General features: G+C 70.0%; 19 protein-coding genes. 7 read left to right on the forward strand and 12 right to left on the reverse strand.

Annotated elements, in window-relative coordinates; all coding sequences use genetic code 11:
- Positions 1-9: 9 nt before the first annotated feature.
- Entirely contained in the window at positions 10-468 is a 459-nt protein-coding gene (locus ACF1B9_RS05345; RefSeq protein WP_391739188.1) for a hypothetical protein, read from the forward strand.
- 109 nt (positions 469-577) lie between these two features.
- On the opposite strand, the gene ACF1B9_RS05350 is transcribed toward ACF1B9_RS05345, so the two are convergent.
- Positions 578-1,729: a winged helix DNA-binding domain-containing protein gene (locus tag ACF1B9_RS05350; protein ID WP_391739189.1), complete on the reverse strand. Its 1,152-nt coding sequence runs from the start codon at positions 1,727-1,729 to the stop codon at positions 578-580.
- 376 nt (positions 1,730-2,105) lie between these two features.
- A complete protein-coding gene (gene mgrA, locus ACF1B9_RS05355; protein WP_391739190.1) occupies positions 2,106-3,146 on the reverse strand; it encodes an L-glyceraldehyde 3-phosphate reductase in 1,041 nt (346 codons plus the stop codon).
- Between the two features lie 200 nt (positions 3,147-3,346).
- Here mgrA and ACF1B9_RS05360 point away from each other — a divergent pair, with 200 nt between their 5' ends.
- The 4 genes from ACF1B9_RS05360 to ACF1B9_RS05375 all read left to right on the forward strand — a co-directional run bounded on the left by ACF1B9_RS05360 (position 3,347) and on the right by ACF1B9_RS05375 (position 8,500).
- The gene (locus ACF1B9_RS05360) at positions 3,347-4,108 is read left to right on the forward strand and encodes an isoprenyl transferase (protein WP_351085479.1); all 762 of its coding nucleotides are present in this window, start codon (positions 3,347-3,349) and stop codon (positions 4,106-4,108) included.
- 391 nt (positions 4,109-4,499) lie between these two features.
- Positions 4,500-5,822, forward strand: coding sequence for a PhoH family protein (locus ACF1B9_RS05365; protein WP_391739191.1), 1,323 nt, complete (start codon positions 4,500-4,502; stop codon positions 5,820-5,822).
- Between the two features lie 389 nt (positions 5,823-6,211).
- Complete coding sequence (locus ACF1B9_RS05370; protein ID WP_391739192.1) at positions 6,212-6,925, forward strand: lytic transglycosylase domain-containing protein; 714 nt, start codon at positions 6,212-6,214, stop codon at positions 6,923-6,925.
- A gap of 135 nt (positions 6,926-7,060) precedes the next feature.
- The gene (locus ACF1B9_RS05375; protein WP_391739193.1) at positions 7,061-8,500 is read left to right on the forward strand and encodes an AI-2E family transporter; all 1,440 of its coding nucleotides are present in this window, start codon (positions 7,061-7,063) and stop codon (positions 8,498-8,500) included.
- A gap of 80 nt (positions 8,501-8,580) precedes the next feature.
- Here the strand turns inward: ACF1B9_RS05375 and ACF1B9_RS05380 are convergent, their stop codons facing one another.
- Both ACF1B9_RS05380 and ACF1B9_RS05385 read right to left on the reverse strand, forming a co-directional pair.
- Positions 8,581-9,114 (reverse strand): alkyl hydroperoxide reductase, encoded by a 534-nt coding sequence (locus tag ACF1B9_RS05380; RefSeq protein ID WP_351085487.1) that lies wholly within the window; start codon positions 9,112-9,114, stop codon positions 8,581-8,583.
- 12 nt (positions 9,115-9,126) lie between these two features.
- Positions 9,127-9,681, reverse strand: a complete 555-nt coding sequence (locus ACF1B9_RS05385) for a peroxiredoxin (RefSeq protein ID WP_189542777.1) — start codon at positions 9,679-9,681, stop codon at positions 9,127-9,129.
- Between the two features lie 131 nt (positions 9,682-9,812).
- Between ACF1B9_RS05385 and ACF1B9_RS05390 the strand changes: the two genes are divergently transcribed.
- Complete coding sequence (locus ACF1B9_RS05390) at positions 9,813-10,772, forward strand: hydrogen peroxide-inducible genes activator (RefSeq protein ID WP_391739194.1); 960 nt, start codon at positions 9,813-9,815, stop codon at positions 10,770-10,772.
- Positions 10,773-10,834: 62 nt separating this feature from the next.
- Here the strand turns inward: ACF1B9_RS05390 and ACF1B9_RS05395 are convergent, their stop codons facing one another.
- From ACF1B9_RS05395 to ACF1B9_RS05415, 5 genes are all read right to left on the reverse strand, one after another.
- Positions 10,835-13,234 carry an ABC transporter permease gene (locus ACF1B9_RS05395; protein WP_391739195.1) on the reverse strand — a complete coding sequence of 800 codons (2,400 nt, stop codon included), beginning with the start codon at positions 13,232-13,234 and terminating at the stop codon, positions 10,835-10,837.
- Positions 13,231-13,917, reverse strand: a complete 687-nt coding sequence (locus ACF1B9_RS05400; protein ID WP_391739196.1) for an ABC transporter ATP-binding protein — start codon at positions 13,915-13,917, stop codon at positions 13,231-13,233. The genes ACF1B9_RS05395 and ACF1B9_RS05400 overlap by 4 nt, the downstream gene beginning before the upstream one ends.
- Complete coding sequence (locus tag ACF1B9_RS05405; protein ID WP_093896792.1) at positions 13,914-14,438, reverse strand: PadR family transcriptional regulator; 525 nt, start codon at positions 14,436-14,438, stop codon at positions 13,914-13,916. The genes ACF1B9_RS05400 and ACF1B9_RS05405 overlap by 4 nt, the downstream gene beginning before the upstream one ends.
- Positions 14,439-14,542: 104 nt before the next feature.
- The gene (locus ACF1B9_RS05410) at positions 14,543-14,788 is read right to left on the reverse strand and encodes a hypothetical protein (RefSeq protein WP_391739197.1); all 246 of its coding nucleotides are present in this window, start codon (positions 14,786-14,788) and stop codon (positions 14,543-14,545) included.
- Positions 14,785-15,756 (reverse strand): SPFH domain-containing protein, encoded by a 972-nt coding sequence (locus tag ACF1B9_RS05415; protein WP_391739198.1) that lies wholly within the window; start codon positions 15,754-15,756, stop codon positions 14,785-14,787. Before ACF1B9_RS05415 ends, ACF1B9_RS05410 begins: the two co-directional genes overlap by 4 nt.
- A 232-nt stretch (positions 15,757-15,988) precedes the next feature.
- On the opposite strand from ACF1B9_RS05415, the gene ACF1B9_RS05420 reads away from it, so the two are divergent.
- Complete coding sequence (locus ACF1B9_RS05420; protein ID WP_391739199.1) at positions 15,989-18,235, forward strand: transglycosylase domain-containing protein; 2,247 nt, start codon at positions 15,989-15,991, stop codon at positions 18,233-18,235.
- Between the two features lie 74 nt (positions 18,236-18,309).
- On the opposite strand, the gene ACF1B9_RS05425 is transcribed toward ACF1B9_RS05420, so the two are convergent.
- From ACF1B9_RS05425 to ACF1B9_RS05435, 3 genes are all read right to left on the reverse strand, one after another.
- A complete protein-coding gene (locus ACF1B9_RS05425) occupies positions 18,310-19,779 on the reverse strand; it encodes a catalase (protein WP_391739200.1) in 1,470 nt (489 codons plus the stop codon).
- 134 nt (positions 19,780-19,913) lie between these two features.
- Complete coding sequence (locus ACF1B9_RS05430; RefSeq protein ID WP_391739201.1) at positions 19,914-21,827, reverse strand: SpoIIE family protein phosphatase; 1,914 nt, start codon at positions 21,825-21,827, stop codon at positions 19,914-19,916.
- Positions 21,828-22,198: 371 nt separating this feature from the next.
- A complete protein-coding gene (locus tag ACF1B9_RS05435; protein ID WP_391739202.1) occupies positions 22,199-22,903 on the reverse strand; it encodes a DUF402 domain-containing protein in 705 nt (234 codons plus the stop codon).
- Positions 22,904-22,915 lie beyond the last annotated feature (12 nt).

Below are 22,915 nucleotides of genomic sequence, written 5' to 3' on the forward strand. Positions count from 1 at the left end.
GAATTGGCCATGAGGGTGGGCGACGAGGACGAGGCACCGCGTGTCCCGCGGCAGGGCAGGGCCGACTGGCTCAGGGGCGAGCGGATCGTCGAGGTACTCGGCGTCTACTACCGGCCGGAGGGGCGGATGGGGGAGCCGGAAGCCGTGGAATTCCTGCTGGCCGACGGCCAGTCGGTGCTCCTGACCTGCGCCTCCGACTGGACCCTGCACGTCGGCCCCGGCGCCTGGCCGAGGCTGCCCGACTGGTGCGTACCGTCGGGACAGTGGGAGTTCGCCACCGTGCCGAACCTGCCGCGACCGCCCGAAGGCGGCTGGACCGTCACCCGTACCGAGGAGCGCAGGGACGAGCGGGGCGAGGTGCACGAGGCCGTCATCCGGTGCGAGGGCGGACGCTTCGTGGTCATCGGCGGCGACACGGTGGCGATCCGCTTCACCCGCGGCCACCGGGGCGCACCGGCGAGAAGCTGACGGCAGGCCCGCCGCAGGGGCGCCGCACCCCTCGGGCCGCGGGACGGAACGGCGACCGGACGGGCCGTGACACCCCGAGCCGTCACCGCGCCGCTCGCACCGGCGGACGCTATGCGTGCGCTCCCACCGTCACCTTTCCGACCGTCAGTTGCGCCTTCCCCTCCAGTACTGCGCCGACGCGGGCCACCTGCTCCTCCAGCCCCCGCAGCTGCCCGCCCGTCAGCGACGACAGCGGCTCCACCGTCACGGCGATCCGCCGCCCCGACCGGCGCTGGTGCCAGACCCCGGCCGCGGTCCCGTCGACCAGCAGCACCGGGAAGTTCCCCGCCTGACCACCCGCCAGCGCGCGGCCGTGGGCCGCGCCGGGGTAGAGCTTCTCGCGAGGCTGGGACGCGATGAGATACGCGTCGAAGTAGGGGAGCAGCCGCACCCCGCGCACCGGTTCCGACGGAAAGTCGGTGTCGCCCGCCACCAGCCAGGCCGGTTCCCCTTCGTACCGCACCTCCTCGATCTCCCCGCGTGCGGCCATTCCCGCGAACAGGTCCGCGGACCAACGAGCGGGCGCCGCCAGCCACTTCGCGAAGTGCAGGGGTGTGGCCGGACCGTACGCGTGCAGATAGCGGCGCACGAGCCCGGCGAGCGCCTCCGGGCCGTCGAGCGGGACGACATCCGGACGGGTGTAGGTGACCCTGCGCCCGCGATCCGGTGCGAAGCACAGCGCGCCGCGATGAGCCGCGAGGTGCGTCACCTGCCGCCAGCGCGGCCACATGTCCTGGAACGCGGGCATCACCCGGTCCCCGGCCCACGCCCCGGTACGCTCCACCACCGCCTCCGAGAGCTCGTCGACGGTCAGTTCCGCGCCGGTCAGCGCGTCCGCGATCGCCTCGATCACGGCCTCGGTCCGCTCCGGGGTCATCCGGACATCCGCGGGGAACGGACTGCGCCCGGTCGGTACGGCGGACAACGCGCCCGTCCACAAGGGAAGTTCGGCCATCGGCAGCAGATGGACGGTACCGCGCGGGCCGTGCGTCTTGACCAGGGTGCGCTGTGTCCACAGCGCCTCGCGCACATCGGTGCGGGTCACACCGGCCGTCCGCAACCCCACGGAGAGCTCGGCCGCCGACAGCACCTGGGCGTGCGCGGCCGGCAGCGCGCCGACCACATCGGCCGGGGCGAGACGTGTCGGAGAGGCGAGCCCCTGGCGTTCCATCCGACGGGCGTTCGCCTCGGTCCAGGTCACGATCGCGGTTCGTGTCGTCATGTTCCGGAAACTAGGGGTCCATCAGGCCAGGATCTGTCCTATATTCGGCGGTCGGCGCCGGCGACGGAGCGCCGCACTCCCGGGAGAACCACGCCTTCCGGTCCACCGCGGAGGTCGGCGGCCACTGAGACGTCAACCGGACACCGTGCTCGCAGCGGAGTCCGGTGAATTCGGAGAGTGATTGTGGAGTGGCGTGGCACGCAGCATCACTTACGAAGGGTTATGGTGGAAACCCCCCCTCGGGCCGGTCCGTATCCCCCCCCACGGACCGGCCCGTTTTTTTTGGCCGCGTGGCGCCGCCCCCGGGCGGACCGCGTCCGACCAGAGGCCGGCCGCGTGTACGACCCCGCCGACCGGCCCGCGAGGACCGCCCCCGTCAGCCCCGTTCGGCCCAGATGTTGGTGCCCGCGGTGTCCACGGCGAAGGTGTCGATCTCCTTCAGCTCCTCGTCGGACAACGGCTGCCCCGAGAGCGACGCGACGTTCTCCTCCAATTGCCGCACACTCGACGCGCCGATCAGCGCCGATGTCATCCGGCTGTCCCGCAGCACCCAGTTGAGTGCCAGCTGGGCGAGCGACTGGCCGCGCCGCCGGGCGATGTCGTTCAGCCCGTTCAGCCGGCGCATCACCTCGTCGGAGAGCAGACCGGGGTCCAGGGACTTGCCCTGGGTGGCCCGCGAACCCTCCGGGATGCCCGTCAGGTACTTGTTCGTGAGCAGGCCCTGCGCGAGCGGCACGAAGGAGATGCAGCCCATACCGGCCGTCTCCAGGGTGCTGAGCAGCCCGTCGTCCTCGATCCAGCGGTTGATCATCGAGTAGGACGGCTGATGGATCAGGGCGGGTACGCCCATCTCCCTGAGCAGCCGGGCCGCCCCGGCCGTCTGCTCCGCGTTGTACGAGGACACACCCACGTACAGCGCCTTGCCCTGCTGCACGGCGGAGGCCAGCGCCCCCATCGTCTCCTCCAGCGGGGTGTCCGGGTCGAAGCGGTGGGAGTAGAAGATGTCGACGTGGTCGAGCCCCATCCGCTTCAGCGAGGCGTCCAGCGACGACAGCAGATATTTACGGGAGCCCCACTCGCCGTACGGGCCGGGGTGCATCTCGTAGCCGGCCTTGGTCGAGATGATCAGCTCGTCCCGGTACGGGGCGAAGTCCTGCCGGAACATCTTGCCGAAGTTGAGCTCGGCGGAGCCGGGCGGCGGCCCGTAATTGTTGGCCAGATCGAAGTGGGTCACCCCGAGATCGAAGGCGCGGCGCAGGATCGCCCGCTGGGAGTCCAGCGTGCGGTCGTCGCCGAAGTTGTGCCAGAGGCCGAGGGAGACGGCCGGGAGCTTGAGACCGCTGCGGCCGGTGCGGCGGTATTCCATGGAGTCGTAGCGCGAACCGGCTGCGCGGTAGAAGAGAGGAGAATCAGTCACGTTTCTCTCCTTATCACGGACTTGTGACAGGCCGGGTTGGGCCGGTGTGCCGCCTGCGCAGTAGTGTGGCGGCTTCGGGGACCGCCGCGACACGGCGGGGCGATGGACTCCGTGGAGTCGTGCGGCGATCCCCAGGGGGACGACCCCGGCCCCCGGGCATCGGGGCGGGCGGGCCCGCACAGAACCGAGAGGTGAACTCAGTGAACTTGCGCGACCTGGTGTACGGGCTCTACGCACGCCGGGTCGAGGCGCGCCTCGACCACACCCAGGTGCCCAAGCACATCGGCGTCATCCTCGACGGCAACCGGCGCTGGGCGAAGGCGTCCGGCGGCACGGCCGCGCAGGGACACCAGGCCGGCGCGGACAAGATCCAGGAGCTGCTCGGCTGGTGCAGCGAGACCGATGTGGAGGTCGTGACACTCTGGCTGCTCTCCACCGACAACTTCGACCGGCCCGAGTCCGAGCTGACCCCGCTCCTCGGCATCATCGAGAACACCGTGCGCGACCTCGCGGCGGACGGGCGCTGGCGGGTCCATCACGTCGGCACGCTCGATCTGCTGCCCGCCCACACCCAGACCGTCCTCAAGGAGGCCGAGCAGGCCACGCTGGGAGTCGACGGGATACTGGTCAACGTCGCCGTCGGCTACGGCGGACGCCAGGAGATCGCGGACGCGGTCCGTTCGCTGCTGCTGGACCACTCCGCCAAGGGGACGTCCTTCGAGGACCTGGCGGAGATCGTCTCCACCGACCTGATCTCCGAGCACCTCTACACCCGGGGCCAGCCCGACCCGGATCTGGTCATCCGTACCAGCGGTGAGCAGCGGCTGTCCGGCTTCATGCTCTGGCAGAGCGCACACTCCGAGTACTACTTCTGCGAGGTCTTCTGGCCGGCCTTCCGCCGCGTCGACTTCCTGCGGGCCCTGCGCGACTACGCGGCCCGGCACCGCCGCTACGGCGGCTGACACCGCCTGTTCCCGGGGCTCCCGTCCCCCGGAGGGAGCAATGTCCCCGGCAGGGCCGCCGCGGCGGCGCGCCCGTGCTGACGTGCCCGGACGCACCGGCCCCGCCCACCCCGCCCGCCCCGGTCGGCATGGCTTCGCGTGTTCGAGGGAATACCCCTGACAGGTCGACGTCCGGTCACCAACCAGGCGGACGTCGTGTCCAAGTGAGCGGCATCGAGTCCGCTCGCCCGGGAGGCCCTTTGCACACGAAGGACCGTACACACAGTGCGGCCGACGCGGAGGGCCGGTGCTCGGCCCGTGCATCTGGGTCGCAGCCCGGTCCGTCCTCTCCCATTGGGATGCTCCGCGACGCCGTCGCACCCCAACCTCGTCCGAGGGGGTACGTCCTTCCGTGGTGACCAGCACGAAGCGCCGCATGTCCGACAGGCGCACCTATGTTCTCGACACCAGCGTCCTGCTGGCCGATCCGAACGCCCTGGCCCGCTTCGACGAGCACGAAGTCGTGCTCCCGATCGTCGTGGTCACGGAACTGGAGGCCAAACGGCACCACCCGGAGCTGGGGTACTTCGCCCGGCAGGCCCTGCGCCTGCTGGACACATTCCGGACCCGGTACGGCCGACTGGACGCCCCGATCCCGCTCGGGGATCTGGGCGGGACGCTGCGCGTCGAACTCAACCACTCGGACCCCGGCGTACTGCCCGCCGGCTACCGGTTGGGGGACAACGACTCACGGATCCTCGCGGTCGCGCGCAACCTCCAGGCCGAGGGGTACGACGTCACGGTCGTCTCCAAGGACCTGCCGTTGCGCATCAAGGCGTCCTCGGTCGGCCTCCTCGCCGAGGAGTACCGCGCCGAACTCGCCATCACGGACTCCGGCTGGACGGGTATGACGGAACTGCCCCTCGGGGCGGAGCAGGTGGATCTGCTCTACGGCGAGGAGACGCTGTACGTTCCCGAAGCCGCCGAGCTGCCCGTGCACACCGGGCTGGTCCTGCGGTCCGAGCGCGGCAAGGCGCTCGGCCGGGTCACCGCCGAGGGAAATGTGCGCCTGGTGCGCGGTGACCGGGAGGCCTTCGGCATCCACGGCCGCAGCGCCGAACAGCGCATCGCCCTCGATCTGCTCCTCGACCAGGACGTCGGCATCGTGTCGCTGGGCGGCCGGGCCGGCACCGGCAAGTCGGCGCTGGCGCTCTGCGCCGGTCTCGAAGCCGTCCTGGAGCGCAGGCAGCACCAGAAGGTGATGGTCTTCCGTCCGCTGTACGCGGTCGGCGGACAGGAGCTCGGGTATCTCCCCGGCACCGAGGCCGAGAAGATGAGCCCCTGGGCGCAGGCCGTCTTCGACACGCTCTCGGCGGTCGCCGGGCGCGAGGTGATCGAGGAGGTGCTGGGGCGCGGCATGCTGGAGATCCTGCCGCTCACCCACATCCGTGGCCGCTCGCTCCACGACTCCTTCGTGATCGTCGACGAGGCGCAGTCGCTCGAACGGAACGTACTGCTGACCGTGCTGTCCCGGATCGGGACGAATTCCCGGGTGGTGCTCACGCATGACGTGGCCCAGCGGGACAACCTCAGGGTCGGCCGGTACGACGGGGTCGTCGCCGTGGTCGAGAAGCTGAAGGGGCATCCGCTCTTCGCGCACGTCACGCTCACCCGCTCCGAACGTTCGCAGATCGCCGCGCTGGTGACCGAAATGCTGGAGGAAGGCCAGATCTGATACGGGATACGACCGTTGGTGCCGCCCGGCGAGCGAAGCAGCTTAGCCGGGCGGCATCGTGTTGCGTGGCACTTTCGTAAAACACTTGCTCCAAACGGGATGTGAGCTTTCACACGCAACGGAGAATTGCTTCCCGGTGTGCCGGTCCGGCAGAGTCTTGCTTCCGTCAGGCCCCGCATACGGCACACCCGCACCTCCAGAGGTGCCACGCACCACACAACTCAACAATCGCCGTCCGTATGCCGCCCGCGAGCACCACGCGGCACTTCCTCCGGGGAGTCGCCCACCGGGTCCGTGCCTCCCGTGACCCAAGCAGTAGGGAGGCCAGCGCCAGGGGCACGATTGCGTCCGCGAGGTCACCTAAGCGGGCGATGCTGGAAGGACACCGTGTGAGCCGGATCTCGGTCCGGGGGTTCGCCGTGGCATCCGCCACTGCCGTAACCACCGTTGGCGCCGTCGTAGGCGTTGCTTCGGGCAGCACTCCCGCTGTCGACGACAACAACTTCGAGGCGACCGCAGCCGACACCACGCTGCTCGCAGACATCCCCGCGGGCCAGCAGGCCCAGGTGCAGACCGCCTCGCTGACGCAGCAGGCCGACGCCCAGGCATCCGCGGCCGACGCCGCGGCGAAGAAGTCCGTGGAGGAAGCGGCCCGCATCCAGGCCGCCAAGGACGCCAAGTCGAAGAAGCAGGCGGCCGAGGACAAGCTGGAGCAGGAGCGCAAGGAGAAGAAGGCAAGGGAGGCGGAGGAGCGCGCCAGCCGCTCCTCGGTCCGCAGCGCCTCCTCCTTCGCCCAGCAGGGCTCGTACACCGTGGCCGAGATCCAGGCGATCGCGCGGCAGATCGTTCCCGCCGACCAGTTCCAGTGTTTCAGCAACATCGTGAACGTCGAGTCCAGCTGGAACTACCGGGCGAGCAACCCGTCGTCCGGTGCCTACGGCCTCGTGCAGGCGCTGCCGGGTTCGAAGATGGCGAGCGCCGGAGCCGACTGGCAGACCAACCCGGCCACCCAGATCAAGTGGGGCCTCAGCTACATGAACGGCGCCAAGTACGGCAGCCCGTGCGGTGCTTGGTCCTTCTGGCAGGCCAACCACTGGTACTAGAACTTCCGAGGCCTCGGCCTCAACCTTGTGAAGCCCCTCGCTGTCCTACAGTGAGGGGCTTCGCGCGTGTACGGTCGGTCCGGACGGCTCGCCGGGGGAGCGGTGGGGAGCGAGAGCGGGGGAAGAGGAACGATCATGTCGAAACTTCCGGGGTGGCTCGGCCGGCTGGGCGTCGAACTGACCGAACTGGGCGAGCGTCTGGAGCGGCGTCGAGTCGAGGCCGAGGCGGACGAGGTCGTGCCGACCATGCCGGCCGAACCGCCGGTGCCCGCCGCTGTCCCCGCCGGGCCCGTACCGGCCGAGGCGCCCCGGCGCGAGGCCGTGGCCGACCATGTGCCGCCGCCGCCCGCGTACGCCCCGTCCGTGGCCGCCCGGCCCGATCCGGTCGCGGCGATCCCCTGGGGCATGCGGGTCGCGGCGGAGGCGGGCTGGCGGCTGCTCGTCCTGGCGGGCACGCTCTGGGTGATGATGCGGGTCATCAGCGCCGTCCAGCTGGTGGTTCTGGCCTTCGTCGCCGCGCTGCTCGTCACCGCGATGCTGCAGCCGACCGTCGCCCGGCTGCGGCGGTACGGTCTGCCGCGCGGACTGGCCACCGCCGTCACCGCGATCCTGGGCTTCGTCATCATCGGGCTGGTCGGCTGGTTCGTCGTCTGGCAGGTGATGGACAACATCGACACCCTCTCCGACAAGGTCCGGACGGGTATCGACGACCTGAAGAACTGGCTGCTCGACAGTCCTTTCCACGTCACCGAGCAGCAGATCAACGACGTCGCGAAGAACCTCAGCGACACCATCGGCACCAACACCGAGCAGATAACCTCCGCCGGACTCCAGGGCGTCACCGTGATGGTGGAGTTCCTCACCGGGATGCTGCTGGCGATGTTCTCGACGCTCTTCCTGCTGTACGACGGGAAGCGGATCTGGCACTGGGTGCTCAAGCTGGTGCCCGCCCAGGCCCGCCCGGGTGTCGCGGGCGCCGGGCCACGTGCCTGGCGGACCCTGACCGCCTATGTGCGGGGCACGGTCCTGGTGGCGCTGATCGACGCCATCTTCATCGGGCTCGGAATCTGGTTCCTCAAGGTGCCGATGGCGGTGCCGCTCGCCGTGTTCATCTTCCTCTTCGCCTTCATCCCGCTGATCGGCGCGGTGGTCTCCGGAGCGCTCGCGGTGGTCGTCGCGCTGGTCACCGAGGGCGTGTTCACCGCGCTGATGGTGCTGGTCGTGGTGCTCGCGGTGCAGCAGATCGAGGGGCATGTGCTGCAGCCGTTCATCCTGGGACGTGCGGTACGGGTGCATCCGCTCGCCGTCGTCCTCTCCGTCGCCGCGGGCGGCATGATCGCGGGCATCGGCGGAGCGGTCGTCGCGGTGCCGCTGGTGGCGGTCACCAATACGGTGGTCGGCTATCTACGGGCGTACGGGCAGGAGGAGGCCCTGCGGCACGCGCCGGCCCCGCACGGGGCGACCGCGCTCGGCATCGCTCCGACCCCCGCGCCCGGCTCGCCGCCCGAGGACATCGACCACGGCGACGACGAGGCCGTCGGGGACCGCGGCACCGAGGACGGGCCCGGCAAGTGACGCGGGACGGATGAGAAGAAGGGCCCCGGGGACGGTCGGTCGTCCTCGGGGCCCTTCTCGTGCAAGGGGTACCGCTGGTCCTACTCGGCGAGCACGGCCTCGGCTTCGAGGGTCACGCCGACCGCCTGGATCACCGAGGCGATCTTGACGGCTTCCTGAATGGTCTCACGGTCCACGCCGGCCTTGCGCAGCACCTGCTCGTGGGAGTCCAGGCACTGGCCGCAGCCGTTGATGGCGGAGACGGCGAGCGACCACAGTTCGAAGTCGGTCTTCTCCACGCCCGGGTTGCCGATGACATTCATCCGCAGCCCCGCGCGCAGCGTCCCGTACTCGGGGTCCGACAGCAGGTGCCGGGTCCGGTAGAAGACGTTGTTCATCGCCATGACGGCGGCGGCGGACTTCGCCGCGGTGTACGCCTGCGCGGAGAGGTTGGCCTTCGCCTCCGGCTCCAGCTCGCGCAGCACCTTCGGCGAGCGCGAGGCGATCGCGCACGCCAGGACGGTGCCCCACAGCTGCTGCTGCGGGAGGTCGCTGTTACCGATGACCGAACCGAGGTTCAGCTTCAGGTCCTTGGCGAAGTCCGGGACGGCGGCCTTCAGTTCGTCGAGTGCCATGTCGCTGTCAGCTCACTCGCCCGCGAGGAGCGCGACCGGGTCGAGGGTGTTCTCGCCCTTGGTCCAGTTGCACGGGCACAGCTCGTCCGTCTGCAGGGCGTCCAGGACCCGCAGGACCTCCTTGGGGTTACGGCCCACGGAACCGGCGGTCACCATCGTGAACTGGATCTCATTGTTCTGGTCGACGATGAAGACGGCGCGCTGCGCGAAGCCGTCCTCGCCCTCGATGCCGAGGTCACGCATGAGCTCGTGCTTCGAGTCGGCCATCATCGGGAACGGCAGGTCGGTCAGGTCCGGGTGGTCCTTGCGCCAGGCGTGGTGCACGAACTCGGAGTCACCGGAGAAGCCGAGGATCTGGGCGTCACGGTCGGCGAACTCGTCGTTCAGCTTGCCGAAGGCGGCGATCTCGGTGGGGCACACGAAGGTGAAGTCCTTCGGCCACGCGAAGACGATCTTCCACTTGCCCTCGTAGGTCTTGTGGTTGATCTGCTCGAACTCCTTGCCGCTCTCCAGCGAAACACAAGCAGTCAGGTCGAACTCGGGGAACTTGTCACCGACAGTGAGCACGCGCTCTCCTTGCAGGGGTGGAATTCCCTTTTACGGGAGTTCCTGAGGGTTGGACGAGATCCACCTTGGCACAGAGTGCATTGATAGCGGAAATAGCTACACTCGGTCGTGATGATCGGAGGTGCCTATCAGTGGCGCAGAGCAATCAGGGCAATCGAACCAAACAGCCCAGTCTGTCGCAGCTGCGTGCCTTCGCGGCCGTCGCTGAATATCTGCATTTCAGGGACGCGGCGGCAGCAATCGGGATGAGTCAGCCGGCACTCTCCGGGGCCGTGTCGGCGCTGGAGGAGGTACTGGGTGTCCAGCTCATCGAGCGTACGACGCGCAAGGTACTGCTCTCGCCGGCCGGGGAGCGGCTCGCGGTCCGGGCCCGGGTGGTGCTGGAGGCCGTCGGCGAGCTGATGGAGGAAGCCGAGGCGGTCCGGGCGCCGTTCACCGGAGTGCTCAGACTCGGAGTGATCCCGACCGTCGCCCCGTATCTGCTGCCGACCGTGCTGCGGCTGGTCCACGACCGCTATCCCGAACTCGACCTCCAGGTGCACGAGGAGCAGACCTCCTCGCTGTTGGAGGGGCTGGCCGCGGGCAGGCTGGACCTGCTGCTGCTCGCCGTGCCGCTCGGAGTGCCGGGCATGACCGAACTCCCGCTGTTCGACGAGGACTTCGTGCTCGTCATGGAGCGGGACCACTGGCTGGGCGGGCGCAGCGACATCCCGCGCGAGGCGCTGCGCGAACTGCCGCTGCTGCTGCTCGACGAGGGGCACTGCCTGCGCGACCAGGCGCTCGACATATGCCGGGAGGCGGGGCGCACGGAGGGGGCGCCGGTCACCACGACCGCGGCCGGGCTCTCCACACTGGTGCAGCTGGTCGCCGGCGGGCTCGGGGTGACGCTGTTGCCGCGTACCGCGGTGACGGTCGAGACCGGCCGCAACGAGGCGTTGGCCACCGGGTACTTCGCGGAACCCGCACCGTCACGGCGGGTGGCGCTGGGGATGCGGACGGGCGCGGCACGGCACGAGGAGTTCGAGGAGTTCGCGGTGGCGCTGCGGGAGGCGATGGAGACACTGCCGGTGCGGGTGACGACGGGCAGGTAGGGCGCGGGAAAGGGGTGCGGTCCCCCGTTCCGGGGACCGCACCCCTCGCGGCTACGGCGATGTCACTCCGTGCGCAGCCCGTCCGGACGCATCAAGCGCCACAGCGGTGGCAGCGACACCAGGGTGACCAGCGCGATCAGCGCCGCGCCCGCCCCCGCCATCGGCAGGAAGAGCCACCAGTCGGTCACCTTCTTGCTGATCATGCGGACCATCACGGCGCCCAGGCCGAGACCCCCGGCGATCGCGACCGCCAGTCCGATGAGGACGGGAACGGCGGTCTGCCAGAGCACCGACCAGCCGAGCGTGGTCCGCCGGGTGCCGAAGGCGACCAGGACGGACAGCAGGCGCTTGCGCTCCCGCAACTGTTCCAGCTGCGAGACCAGCATCGCGACGGCGATCAGCAGCAGCGTCGCGGTCCCGCCGACCTGGAGACCCCTCTGCACACTGGCGTACTGCCGGTCGCGGACCACCGAGTTCACGGCGACGATACGCATCCCCGGGTCGAGCTCGGCCGCCGTGTTCCGTACGTACTCGGAGACGTCCTCGACACTCCGGTCCACCCGGATCTGCGCGTTGGTCAGGGCGTGCGGCAGGGTGGTCGGGTCGATCGCGCCGACCGTGGCCACGATGCCCCAGTGTTCCTGGCCCATCGGATCCGGGCGGGTCGGAACGGTCCGGGCGTCGGCGGGCAGGGTCCACAGCTTCGACTTCTCGCCGGGTTCCCCCGCCATGGAGTTGAGCTCCACCGGCTTGCCCTTGCGGGCCGTCTCGTCCGTCCACTCGGTCATTTCCTTGTCCCGGGGGTGGACGACGAAGACATCGCCCTCCTTGCAGGAGCCGATCCGGGCGATCTCTCGCAGGGTCGCGCAGTCGCCGACGGCCAGCGAGGTGGTGGGCTGGACGTCGTCGCCCTTGTACGTGCCGGGTTTGACGACGTACGTCTCGACCATCCCGATGACCCCGGTCACCCCCTCGGTGGCCCGGAACTTCTCGATGGTCCGCGTGGCCGCGTCGCCGGTGACGCTCCCGGAGTACGTGTAGAACTGGGCCCGTGTCGGGTCCTGCCCCGTCGTCCGGCTGAACTCGTCGCCCACCGCGGCGAACAGCATCTGCAGCGCCACGGCGCCCGCGACCGCGACCGTGATGCCGCTGACCGCGCGGGAGGCCGCGCCGCTGCTCAGCTGGAGCCTGCGGGTGGCGAGCTGCCAGGGCACCGGGCCGCCGCGCAACCGGTTCACGCACGCCTGGAGCAGCCACGGCAGCAGCAGGGCGAGCCCGGCGAGCACGAGCACGGCGCCGCCCGCGATCGGATACGGGTTCACCTCGTGGTCCGTCCTGCCGGACAGCAGGAGCACCGCCAGGCCCGCGACCGGAACCAGCAGGCGCCACCAGATCCGGCCCTTGCGGTTGCGGCCGCTGCGCACGACCCCGAGCGGTTCGATGACCACCGAACGCAGGGCGACCAGCGTGACCAGGACCGCCGCCACCGGAACCGCGACCACGATCAGCGCCGCCAGCCAGGGGTCGGGGACCAGGTCCGCCGGGAAGGCGCTGACGTCCCACACCTCGACGGAGCCCATGAAGCGACGCCCCACCAGGAAGAAGGCCAGGCCGGCCAGCAGTCCGAGTACCGCCCCGAAGAACGCCTCGCCGGCCGCGATCCGACGGGTCATCCGGATGTCCGCACCGACCAGACGCAGCGCGGCGAGCCTGCGGTCGCGCCGCTCGCCGCCGAACCGCACGGCCGTCGCGATGAAGATCGTGACCGGCATCAGCAGGACGACGCAGATCATGATGGTCAGCACGACGAGGATCGGCGACATGGGATCGGACGGGCCCGGGTCGCCGTAACCGGCGATCCGATGGCCGCCGTTGGCGGGAGTCAGCGTGTCGCTGCCCGCGTAGTAGAACAGCTCGCCCGGAGCGATCAGGCCGGCGTCGGCGATCGTGCCGCTGATCCGGTACGGCAGCCGTTCCCTGAGGAGGCTGCCTTCCGAGGAGCCGAGCAGCTTCTTCAGAGCGGGGGAGACCACCATCTCGTTCGCGCCGGGGAAGCGTGCGACACCCGGTGGGACGACCGGATGCGCACCATCCGCACGCATCAGGTAACCCCCGACGGTCCGGCCGCGGTACTCGGTCTCCGCGTTGATCCGGAGCACCGAGGTGTCGGTCTTCTCGGCCTGGGCGTCGGGTGATGCGGAGATCTTGGTCTCGGAGCGGGCCTGGTCGCGCGCGGAACGGTGGTCGAGCAGATTCGGCACGGAGGCGGCGACCAGCAGCAGCGCCACGCCGAGGCCGACGCCGACGGCGGTCAGCAGGGTGCGGATCCAGCCCTCGCGCCCTCCGGACGCGGCGAACCGGACACCGAGGCCGAGGTCGCGCAGCAGGGCGGCGAGGCCGGTGGGTCCGGTGGCCCGCGGCTGGGCGTCGACCGGGACGTTCTTGTGGTCGAGCAGAGTCATACCGCGTGCTCCAGGTCGCGTGCCCGGCCGTCGCGCACGGTGACGTCGCGGTCGGAGTAGGCGGCGACGCGGGCCTCGTGGGTCACCAGGACCACGGCGGCGTTGGTGGACCGGGCCGCCTCGGTGAGCAGCTCCATGACCCGCTCGCCGTTGAGGGAGTCCAGGGCGCCGGTCGGCTCGTCGGCGAAGACGACCTTCGGGGACGCGGCCAGCGCACGGGCCACGGCGACGCGTTGCCCCTGGCCGCCGGAGACCTCGCCGGGACGCTTGGCGCCGACGTTGTCCACCTCCAGGCGTTCCAGCCAGTGGCGGGCGGCGCGCTCGGCGTCCTTGCGCCTGGTTCCGCTCAGGCGGAGCGGCAGGGCGACGTTCTCCACACAGGTCAGCTCCGGGACGAGCTGGCCGAACTGGAAGACGAAGCCGAACTCGTTGCGGCGCAGCGCGCTGCGTTCGGCGTCGGACATCGCGGAGAGCTCGCGGCCCGCGTAGGTGATCGTGCCGCTGTCCGGGGTGACGATCCCGGCGAGGCAGTGCAGCAGGGTCGACTTGCCGGAGCCGGACGGGCCCATCACGGCGACGACCTCGCCGGGATGGATGGAGAACGAGGCGCCGTCGAGCGCGGGGGTCGATCCGTACGACTTGTGCAGGTTGTCGGCGCTGAGCAGGGAGCCGGCGGGGTTCACGCGCGTACCTCCGCGGCGAGTCGGTCCAGCCGGGCGGCGGTCAGTTCCAGCCAGCGCAGATCGGCTTCGAGGTGGAAGAGCGCGTGGTCGCAGATCAGCTGATCGGCGAGGTCGCCCTGGCGCTTGCGGTCGGTGAGGATGCGCATGAGGCGCAGGTGCTCGGCGCGCTGGGTGTCCAGCAGGGCCTCGGCGCTCCGGCCGGTGAGCAGCGCCAGGACGACCTTGGTGTAGAGCGTCGACTGGAGGTACGGCTCGGGCTTCTCCGGCTGTGCGAGCCAGGTGGCGACATCGGTGATGCCCGCCTCGGTGATCGCGTACCGCTTGCGCTCGGGGCCGCCGCCGCTCTCGACGCCGTCGACCTCGACGAGGCCGTTCTTGAGCAGCCGGGACATGGTCGAGTAGACCTGCCCGTAGTGCAGGGGGCGGTCGTGGCCGAACTTCTCGTCGAATGTCCGCTTGAGGTCGTAGCCGTGGCGGGGGCCGGACTCCAGGAGCCCGAGCAGGGTGTGGCCGATAGACATGCGGAGCACTGTACACGGTGTGTATACCTCGGGTGTATACCCCGGGGGGACCGGACCGGGGAGGGCTCGCGCGCCTCCCGGGTCCGCCCCCTCGCCCCCGGGCCTCAGCCGCCGGGCGGGTCCGGCCTCTCCTTCGGCGGGCGCCCCCGGCGGGCGATCGGGCGGGCCGTGCCCGGCAGACGGCCCGCCTCCGCCAGCGCCCTGCGCAGCAGGAACTCGATCTGGGCGTTCGCGCTGCGCAGCTCGTCGGACGCCCAGCGGGCCAGCGCATCGTGGACCGCGGGGTCGAGCCGCAGCAGCATCTGCTTGCGCTGCGGCGGCGGCCTGCGCCCGGGGGTCTCTTCCGTCACTGGTAAAGAGTGCCCGTATTGAGGACCGGCTGCGCCGCGCGGTCACCGCACAGCACCACCATCAGGTTGCTCACCATGGCCGCCTTCCGTTCCGAGTCCAGTTCGACGATGTCCTGCTCGGCGATCCGGGTCAGCGCCATCTCGACCATGCCGACCGCGCCCTCGACGATCTGCTGCCGGGCCGCGACCACCGCTCCGGCCTGCTGGCGCTGGAGCATCGCGGAGGCGATCTCGGGGGCGTACGCGAGATGGCTGAAGCGCGATTCGATGATCCGTACACCGGCGGCCTGCACCCGGGCGGTGAGTTCCACGGCCAGCTTCTCGGTGATCTCCTCCGCGTTGCCGCGCAGCGAGAGGCCGCCCTCCTCGTGGGCGTCGTACGGGTACTCGATCGCGATGTGCCGGACGGCCGCCTCGGTCTGGGTGGCGACGAACTCCAGGAAGTCGTCGACCTCGAAGAGGGCCTGCGCGGTGTCCTCGACCTTCCAGACGACGATCGCGGCGAGCTCGATCGGGTTGCCGTAGGCGTCGTTGACCTTCAGGACGGCGGTCTCGTGGTTGCGGACCCGGGTGGATATCTTCCGGCTGCTGGTGAGCGGATTGATCCAGCGCAGCCCGTCGGTGCGGATCGTGCCGACGTACCGGCCGAAGAGCTGGATCACCCGTGCCTCGCCCGGTGCGACCATCTTCACACCCGTCATGCAGAAGAAGGAGGCGATGGCGAGCAGGATCCCGAAGATGCACACCGGGACGCCCACGCCGTTGTTCCCGTTCGAGCCGATGACGCCGCCGACGATCGCGAGCCCGATGCCGGCGATCACTCCGACCACGGTCAGCAGCAGGCCGAGACCGCCCGGGATGCTGTGCGCCGTCACCTCTCTCACCTGTGGTTCAGGCATCTGAGGGGCATCGGGTGCGAGGTCGGCGGTCAGAGTGGACGCCTCGTACGGATTGCCGTGGTCGGACATGGAATCCCCCGTTTCGGAAGGCCGGCAGCGACTGATTCGGTGCTAGCAATGTGATTACACATTACCTGCCTTCGCAACCTTGAGCGCCTCTGGGGAGTCGGTTCCCTACAGAGCGGGTGCTGATTGTCACGTCCGGAAAAGGCCACATCGCTTGCTTTTCGTCCTTGCCGACGGTGTTAGCTGGCTGGGCTGAGCTGATCTGGTCGAGCAGAGAAACAGGAGCAAAACAGCGATGGGTCGAGCGGATGCGCGACGAGCCCAGCAGCGCGGAGCGCGGCGGGCCCAGAAGAGCGGCGGCATACGCAGACTCTTCACCTGGCGGAAGATGCTGGGCGCTTTCTTCGTCTTCTGCCTGCTGATCATGGGCGCCTTCGTGGCGCTCTACATGTACGTGGACATACCGAAGGCCAATGCCCTGGCCGAGCGGCAGAGCAACGTCTACAAGTACAGCGACGGCTCCGTGCTGGCCCGGACCGGCGACGGGGTCAACCGCCAGAACGTGGATCTCGCCGAGGTCCCCAAGGACGTGCAGCACACCTTCGTCGCCGCCGAGAACAAGTCCTTCTACCAGGACAAGGGCGTCGACCTGAAGGGCACCGCGCGCGGCATCCTGAACACCCTCACCGGCAAGGGCAAGCAGGGTGGCTCGACCATCACCCAGCAGTACGTGAAGAACTACTACCTGACGCAGGACCCGACGGTCAGCCGCAAGCTCAAAGAGCTGGTCATCTCCCTCAAGGTCGACCAGAAGTACGAGAAGAACGACATCCTCGCCGGGTACATCAACACCTCGTACTACGGCCGCGGCGCCAGCGGTATCCAGGCCGCGGCGCAGGCCTACTACGGGGTCGACGCCAAGAACCTCGACGTCTCCCAGGGCGCCTATCTGGCCGCGCTGCTCCAAGCCCCCAGCCAGTACGACTGGGCGGTCGCGTCACCGACCGGCAAGCGGCTCGTCAAGGAGCGCTGGGGCTACACGCTCGACAACATGGTCGAGATGCACTGGCTCGACAAGGCCGAGCGCGACACCCTGAAGTTCCCTGTCCCGGACAAGCCCAAGCCCGCCCCCGGCATGAACGGCCAGACCGGTTACCTCGTAGAGGCCGCCAACGAGGAGCTGAAGAAGCAGGGCATCACGGCCGAGATGCGGCAGGCCGGCGGCTGGACCTTCACGCTCAACATCGACAAGAAGCGGCAGAAGCAGCTGGAGCAGTCGGTCGACCGCCAGCTGGAGTCCAAGCTCGACCGCAAGAACAACAAGGTCGACGCGACCGTCCAGGCGGGCGCCACCTCCGTCGATCCGAAGACCGGCGCCGTCGTCGCGCTCTACGGCGGCGTGGACTACGTCAAGCACTACTACTCCAACGCCACGCGCCGGGACTACCAGCCCGCCTCCACCTTCAAGCCCCTGGTGTTCGCCTCCGCGCTGGAGAACGAGTCGAAGACCCAGGACGGCGACCTGATCGGCGTCAACACCCGCTACGACGGCACCAGCAAGCGGCCCGTCGTGGGCAGCGACACCCCGTTCGCCCCGGAGAACGAGGACAACCAGAGCTACGGCGATGTCACCGTGCAGACCGCGATGAACAAGTCGATCAACTCGGTCTTCGCGCAGATGGTCGTCGACGTCGGCCCCGCCGCGGTGAAGAAGACCGCGCTGGCGCTCGGTCTGCCCGACAAGAACTTCCCCGAGCGCCCCGCCATCACGCTCGGCACGATGAACGCCTCGACCTGGGACATGGCGGGCGCGTACGCCACGCTCGACAACCACGGCAAGAAGGTCACCCCGTTCATCGTGAAGTCCGCCATCCACCGCGACCGGACGGTCGAGCCGGTCAAGGGCATCGGTGACCAGGTGATCAGCCGCAAGTCCGCCGATACCGTGACCTCCGTCCTGCAGGGCGTCGTGAAGAGCGGCTCCGGCCGGGCGGCCGACACCTCGGCCTACGAGGCGGCCGGCAAGACGGGCACCTCGGAGAACAACAAGGCCGCCCTGTTCGCGGGCTACACCCCGGACCTCACCACGGTCGTCGCGCTCTTCGGTGAATCCCCCCAGGGCGGCACCCAGGTCAGCCTGACCGGCACCGCGAACTCCGGTCGCGCCAACGGTGGCGGTTTCCCGGCGGAGATCTGGGCGGACTACACCCTCGGCGCGCTGAACGGCGGCTCCAGCAACCAGTTCGACCTGCAGGACGTCGAGCGCGGCGAGGCCACCGTGCCGAACACCCCGTCGAACACCCCCTCGGCACCGGAGAGCCCCACGCAGTCCCCGTCCCAGGAGCCGAGCCGGCCGGCGCAGAGCCCGAGCGACAAGCCCAGCCAGCCGACCAGCCAGTCGCCGGAACCGCCGAGCCAGTCCCCGGAGCCGCCACCGAGCCAGTCCCCGGATCTGCCGGGCGAGGGCGGCGACCCCGCAGGGCCGGGCAACAGCAACAACGTCGTGGGCAACAACGTCGCGAAGAACCCGCCCGGACAGTGAACTCGTGAGGACATGGGTGAGGGGCGGTGCCGGCCGGCACCGCCCCTCACCCATGTCCGCCGCGTACGACGGGGTCAGCCGCCGTTGACCTTCTTGGCGATCCGGTCGCCGAGGTCCTTGTCCACATTGCGCCAGTACTGCAGCGCCCGCTCCAGGACCGGGGCGCTCACCCCGTCCAGCAGATGGCCGGAAATGTTTGACACCAGCCGGTCGCGGGCCGCGTCGTCCAGGACCTTGCGCACCATCGTGCCCGCTTGGCCCCAGTCGTCGTCCTCGCGGTGCAGCTTGTACGCCTCGTGCACCATCTCGCCCGCCGTGGCCCAGCCCGCCGGGTCGCCGAAGCGGTCGGTGTCCGCGGCCGGACCGCCGTACGAGTTCGGCGCGTAGACCGCTCCCGTACGCGTCGGCTCGTACCGCATGGGACCGTCCTTCGCGTACGAGTTCCGGCCGAACCGCGGACGGTTCGGGGGCAACTGCGCGTAGTTCGGGCCGATCCGGTACCGGTGGGTGTCCGGGTACGAGAAGAGCCGGCCGAGCAGCATCTTGTCGGGCGACGGACCGATGCCGGGCACCAGGTTCGACGGCTCGAAGGACGCCTGCTCGATGTGGACGAAGAAGTCCTCCGGGTTCTCGTTGAGCGTCATCCGGCCGACTTCGATCTCCGGGTAGTCGCCGTGCGGCCACACCTTCGTGAGGTCGAACGGGTTGAACCGGTAGTCCGGCGCGTCGTCGAACGGCATGATCTGGACATACAGCGTCCAGCTCGGATGGTCACCGCGCTTGATCGACTCGAACAGGTCGCGGCGGTGGACATCGCCGTCGACGCCGGCCATCTCGTCGGCCTCGGCCTGCGGGTAGAAGTCGATGCCCTGGTCGGTCTTGAAGCGGTACTTGACCCAGAACCGCTCGCCGCCCGCGTTCACCCACATATAGGTGTGCGAGCTGTAGCCGTTCATGTGGCGGTACGTCTTCGGGATGCCCCGGTCGCCCATCAGCCACGTCACCATGTGGGCGGACTCGGGGGACAGCGTCCAGAAGTCCCATTGCATGTCGTGGTCGCGCACCGCGCTGTCCGGACGGCGCTTCTGCGAACGGATGAAGTCCTGGAACTTCATCGGGTCGCGCACGAAGAAGATCGGCGTGTTGTTGCCGACCATGTCGTAGTTGCCGTGCTCCGTGTAGAACTTCAGGGCGAACCCACGGGGGTCGCGCCAGGTGTCGGGGGAGCCCTGTTCGCCGGCGACCGTGGAGAAGCGGGCGAGCATGGCGGTCTGCTTGCCCGGCTGGAAGAGGTCGGCCTTGGTGAACTGGCTGACGTCGTTGGTCACCTTGAAAACGCCGTAGGCACCGGAGCCCTTGGCGTGAACCACTCGCTCGGGGACCCGTTCACGGTTGAACTGGGCCATCTTCTCGATGAGGTAGTGGTCCTGGAGCAGGATCGGTCCGTCGGATCCGACAGTGAGCGAGTGTTCATCGCTCTCCACCGGGATTCCGGCGTTGTTCGTGGTGTAGGGGGTGTTCTTGGTCTTCGTTTCCTCGGGCACGAGCGTCCTCCCGTCGGTGGGGGTTTCGGTCAGGTCGCCTCGTTCACGACTGAAGTCAACTCCGCCGCCAGGAGGTCGGCAACATTTGGCTACCGTCCGTGCAGGGCTCTCCCACGCGCCCCGCCCGGACCCTCCTACTGGCCCCGGGTCGGCATCTCGAACCAGACCACCTTGCCGGTCGACAGACGCGTCGCGCCCCACCGTCTGGCCATCCGGTTGACGAGGAACAGACCCCGGCCTCCCTCGTCCATGTCCCGGGCCCGGCGCTGCCGGGGCAGCTGCGGGGCGTCGTCGCCGACCTCGCAGCGCAACAGGTCGGTACGCAGCAGCCGCAGTGTCACCGGCCGCTCCGCGTACCGCACGGCATTGGTCACCACCTCGCTGACCAGCAGCTCCACCGAGTCGGAGAGCTCGTCGAGCCCCCATCGGCTCAGGGCCCGGCGGGCCAGCCTGCGGGCCCGGCCCGGCGCGGTCTCCTCCGGTTCAAGGTGCCAGTACGCGACATCACTCGGCGCGATCCCGTCGAACCGGGCGGCGAGCAGCGCGATGTCGTCGTCCCGGTCACCCGGGCCGAGCATGTCCAGGACGTCGTCGCACAGGGCCTCCAGCGGTGGCGAGTGGTCCGGGCCGGTCAGCCGGGCGGTGGCGGCGAGCCGTTCGCGCAGCATCTCGATCCCGGTCCAGACGTCCCGCAGCCGGGACTCCACCAGACCGTCGGTGTACAGCAGCAGCGTGGCGCCCGCCGGCGCGTCCAGCTCGACGGCCTCGAAGTCCACACCGCCCACGCCGATCGGGGCGCCCGCCGGTACCCGCAGTACCTCCGCACGGCCGCCCAGGTGGAGCAGCACGGGCGGCGGATGCCCGGCATTGGCGATCGTGATGCGGTGCGCGACGGGGTCGTACACCGCGTACAGGCAGGTCGCCATGCGGTCGCTGCCGAGCCGCTGCGCCTGCTCGTCGAGATGGTGCAGCACCTCCTGCGGCGGCAGGTCGAGCTGGGCCAGGGTCTGAGCGGTGGTGCGCAGCTGGCCCATGATCGCCGCGGACGTCATGGAGTGGCCCATGACGTCGCCGACGACCAGGGCCACCCTGCTGCCGGGCAGCGGGATCGCGTCGTACCAGTCGCCGCCGACCCGGGCCGTCTCGGCGGCCGGGAGATAGCGGGAGGCGAGCCGGACGCCGGTCGGCTGCGGCAGCGAGTCGGGCAGCATGGTGCGCTGCAGCTCGTCGGCGATGTACGCCTCGCGCCCGTACAGCACGGCCTTGTCGATGCCGAGCGCGGTGTGCGTCGCCAGCTGAGCCGCGACCAGCAGGTCGTTGGCCTCGAAGGACGGCCGCTCGGTGCCGCGCAGGAAGACGGCGGCGCCGATCACCCGCCGCCGGCCGCGCAGCGGGGCGAGGATCGCGCGGTGTCCGGTGGGTACGGCCCGTCCGGCGCCGAGCAGTTCGGGCAGCGCGGCGCGGGCCGCCGCGGAGTCCCCGAAGACCGGCCGCACACCGCGCAGCACCTCGGCGAGCGCGCCGCCCGAGCGGACCTCGCACAGTTCGGCCGCCGGGGGCATGTCGCCGTGCGGGTCGAGGGAGGGCAGCCGCAGGCGCTCGATCTCCGACGGGGTCTCGGTCTCGTCCTCGTTCAGGCGCAGCCGGTCCGACCGGCGCAGCCGCAGCACGAACGGGGAGACCGGCCGCTCGTCACCGACCGGGAGCGGGTCGCGGAGGTAGACCAGTATGGCGTCGGAGAAGGTCGGCACACTGGCCCGGCACAGACCCAGCACGATCTCGTCCAGGTCTATGCCACGGGCGATCCGCCGGGTGGCGGCCCCCACGAAACGCAGCCGGTCGCCCTCGCGACGGGCCGCGGCCTGTGGGTCGAGTCCCGCGGGGGCCGCCTGACTCGCTCCCGCGCCCGGCGCCGGGGCCGGGCCGGGGATCGCCGCGGTGGCAGGGGAAGCGGCCGGCGCGGCATCCTGCTGCCGCGGCCGGGCGCGTTCCTGCGACCGGGCGGCGAGAGGCTGCCGGCCTTCGTGGGAGGTGGGGTGCTCCGTCACGCGTGGGGTTCCGTCCGTCCGGGCCGGTTGTATGAGGCAATCACCTCGTGGGGCGCTACTGTGCCCCGGCAAGAGCGGCGATAACAACGGCTGTCACCGGATGCCCTCGAACGAGGGGCCGAAACCGGATGTCCGCGGGGCGGCCCGGTGACAACGTTTCCGGCGACGGGGCGAGCGACAGCGAGCACGTCTCCACCCCCTCGTAGTGGCTCAGGCGATTCATACGACTGATGTGGCTCATACAGCTCATGCAGTGCGTGGTGCTCGTGCGGTGACTTGTGATCAGGTCCGGTGCGCTGTCCGTCGGTTGGGGCGGAGGCGCGCTCCGGAGGACGATCCTACGTTTGCCCCCCTGGGGTGCAACAAGGGTCTCATGACGCCATGTGCGAGGGGGTACGGTCCCAGTCATCCGGGAGCGCCGGAACCCGCCAGCGCGGATCGGGCCGCCAGTCCTCCCAGCCGTCCCGGAACGGCGCGCCCCAGTCCTGGATCACTTCGACGGCCGCGCGGCCCGCCTCCCGCACCCGCCGCGCGGTCCGCGGGGCCATCAGACCGACCCGCTGCGCCTGGGCGAACTCGTCCTCGTCGCGCCAGACCCAGCTGCGGTCCGGGTAGACGGAGATGTCGAGAAAGTGATCCTCGGAATCGGTGCCGCCCGCCCAGCGGGTGCGCGGTTCCTCCAGGTTCACGTACCAGCTGCGGAACTGCCAGCCGGTTTCCCAGAAGAGCCAGACCGACCAGGGTTCACCGGGACGGGCGAGCTTGAGAACGCCGTTGCCGAGCCAGGGCGCGCGGGCGGTGGTGCGCGGGGCGGTGTAGCGGGTGGCGAGCGGCTCGTCGTGCACCTCGGTGCCGTTCGCCAGCACCGGCTTCACACACTCGGTGCCGGGCGCCACCCACACGGCGAGCAGCTCGTCGGTGTCCTGGACGACGGTGACGGGACGGCAGATGTGCACCGGGTCCGGGGCGTGCTCCGGCGCGGCGCCCCGTGGTCGCGGGACGTTGCCGCGGTAGCGCCACAGGATGTGATCGCCCGGCGCCCAGTGCTCGATGTGTCCGCTGTCCGTACCTGCCATGGGCAGATCTTA

The organism is Streptomyces sp. NPDC014727, assembly GCF_043083485.1.
In the GTDB taxonomy this organism is placed as follows: domain Bacteria; phylum Actinomycetota; class Actinomycetes; order Streptomycetales; family Streptomycetaceae; genus Streptomyces.

Excerpts from the sequence above, each read along its gene's own strand:
- ACF1B9_RS05345 (WP_391739188.1), top strand. The coding sequence starts at position 10 with ATGAGGGTGGGCGACGAGGACGAGGCACCGCGTGTCCCGCGGCAGGGC.
- ACF1B9_RS05350 (WP_391739189.1), bottom strand. The coding sequence starts at position 1,729 with ATGACGACACGAACCGCGATCGTGACCTGGACCGAGGCGAACGCCCGT.
- ACF1B9_RS05375 (WP_391739193.1), top strand. The coding sequence starts at position 7,061 with ATGTCGAAACTTCCGGGGTGGCTCGGCCGGCTGGGCGTCGAACTGACC.
- ACF1B9_RS05380 (WP_351085487.1), bottom strand. The coding sequence starts at position 9,114 with ATGGCACTCGACGAACTGAAGGCCGCCGTCCCGGACTTCGCCAAGGAC.
- ACF1B9_RS05395 (WP_391739195.1), bottom strand. The coding sequence starts at position 13,234 with ATGACTCTGCTCGACCACAAGAACGTCCCGGTCGACGCCCAGCCGCGG.
- ACF1B9_RS05405 (WP_093896792.1), bottom strand. The coding sequence starts at position 14,438 with ATGTCTATCGGCCACACCCTGCTCGGGCTCCTGGAGTCCGGCCCCCGC.
- ACF1B9_RS05415 (WP_391739198.1), bottom strand. The coding sequence starts at position 15,756 with ATGTCCGACCACGGCAATCCGTACGAGGCGTCCACTCTGACCGCCGAC.
- ACF1B9_RS05420 (WP_391739199.1), top strand. The coding sequence starts at position 15,989 with ATGGGTCGAGCGGATGCGCGACGAGCCCAGCAGCGCGGAGCGCGGCGG.
- ACF1B9_RS05435 (WP_391739202.1), bottom strand. The coding sequence starts at position 22,903 with ATGGCAGGTACGGACAGCGGACACATCGAGCACTGGGCGCCGGGCGAT.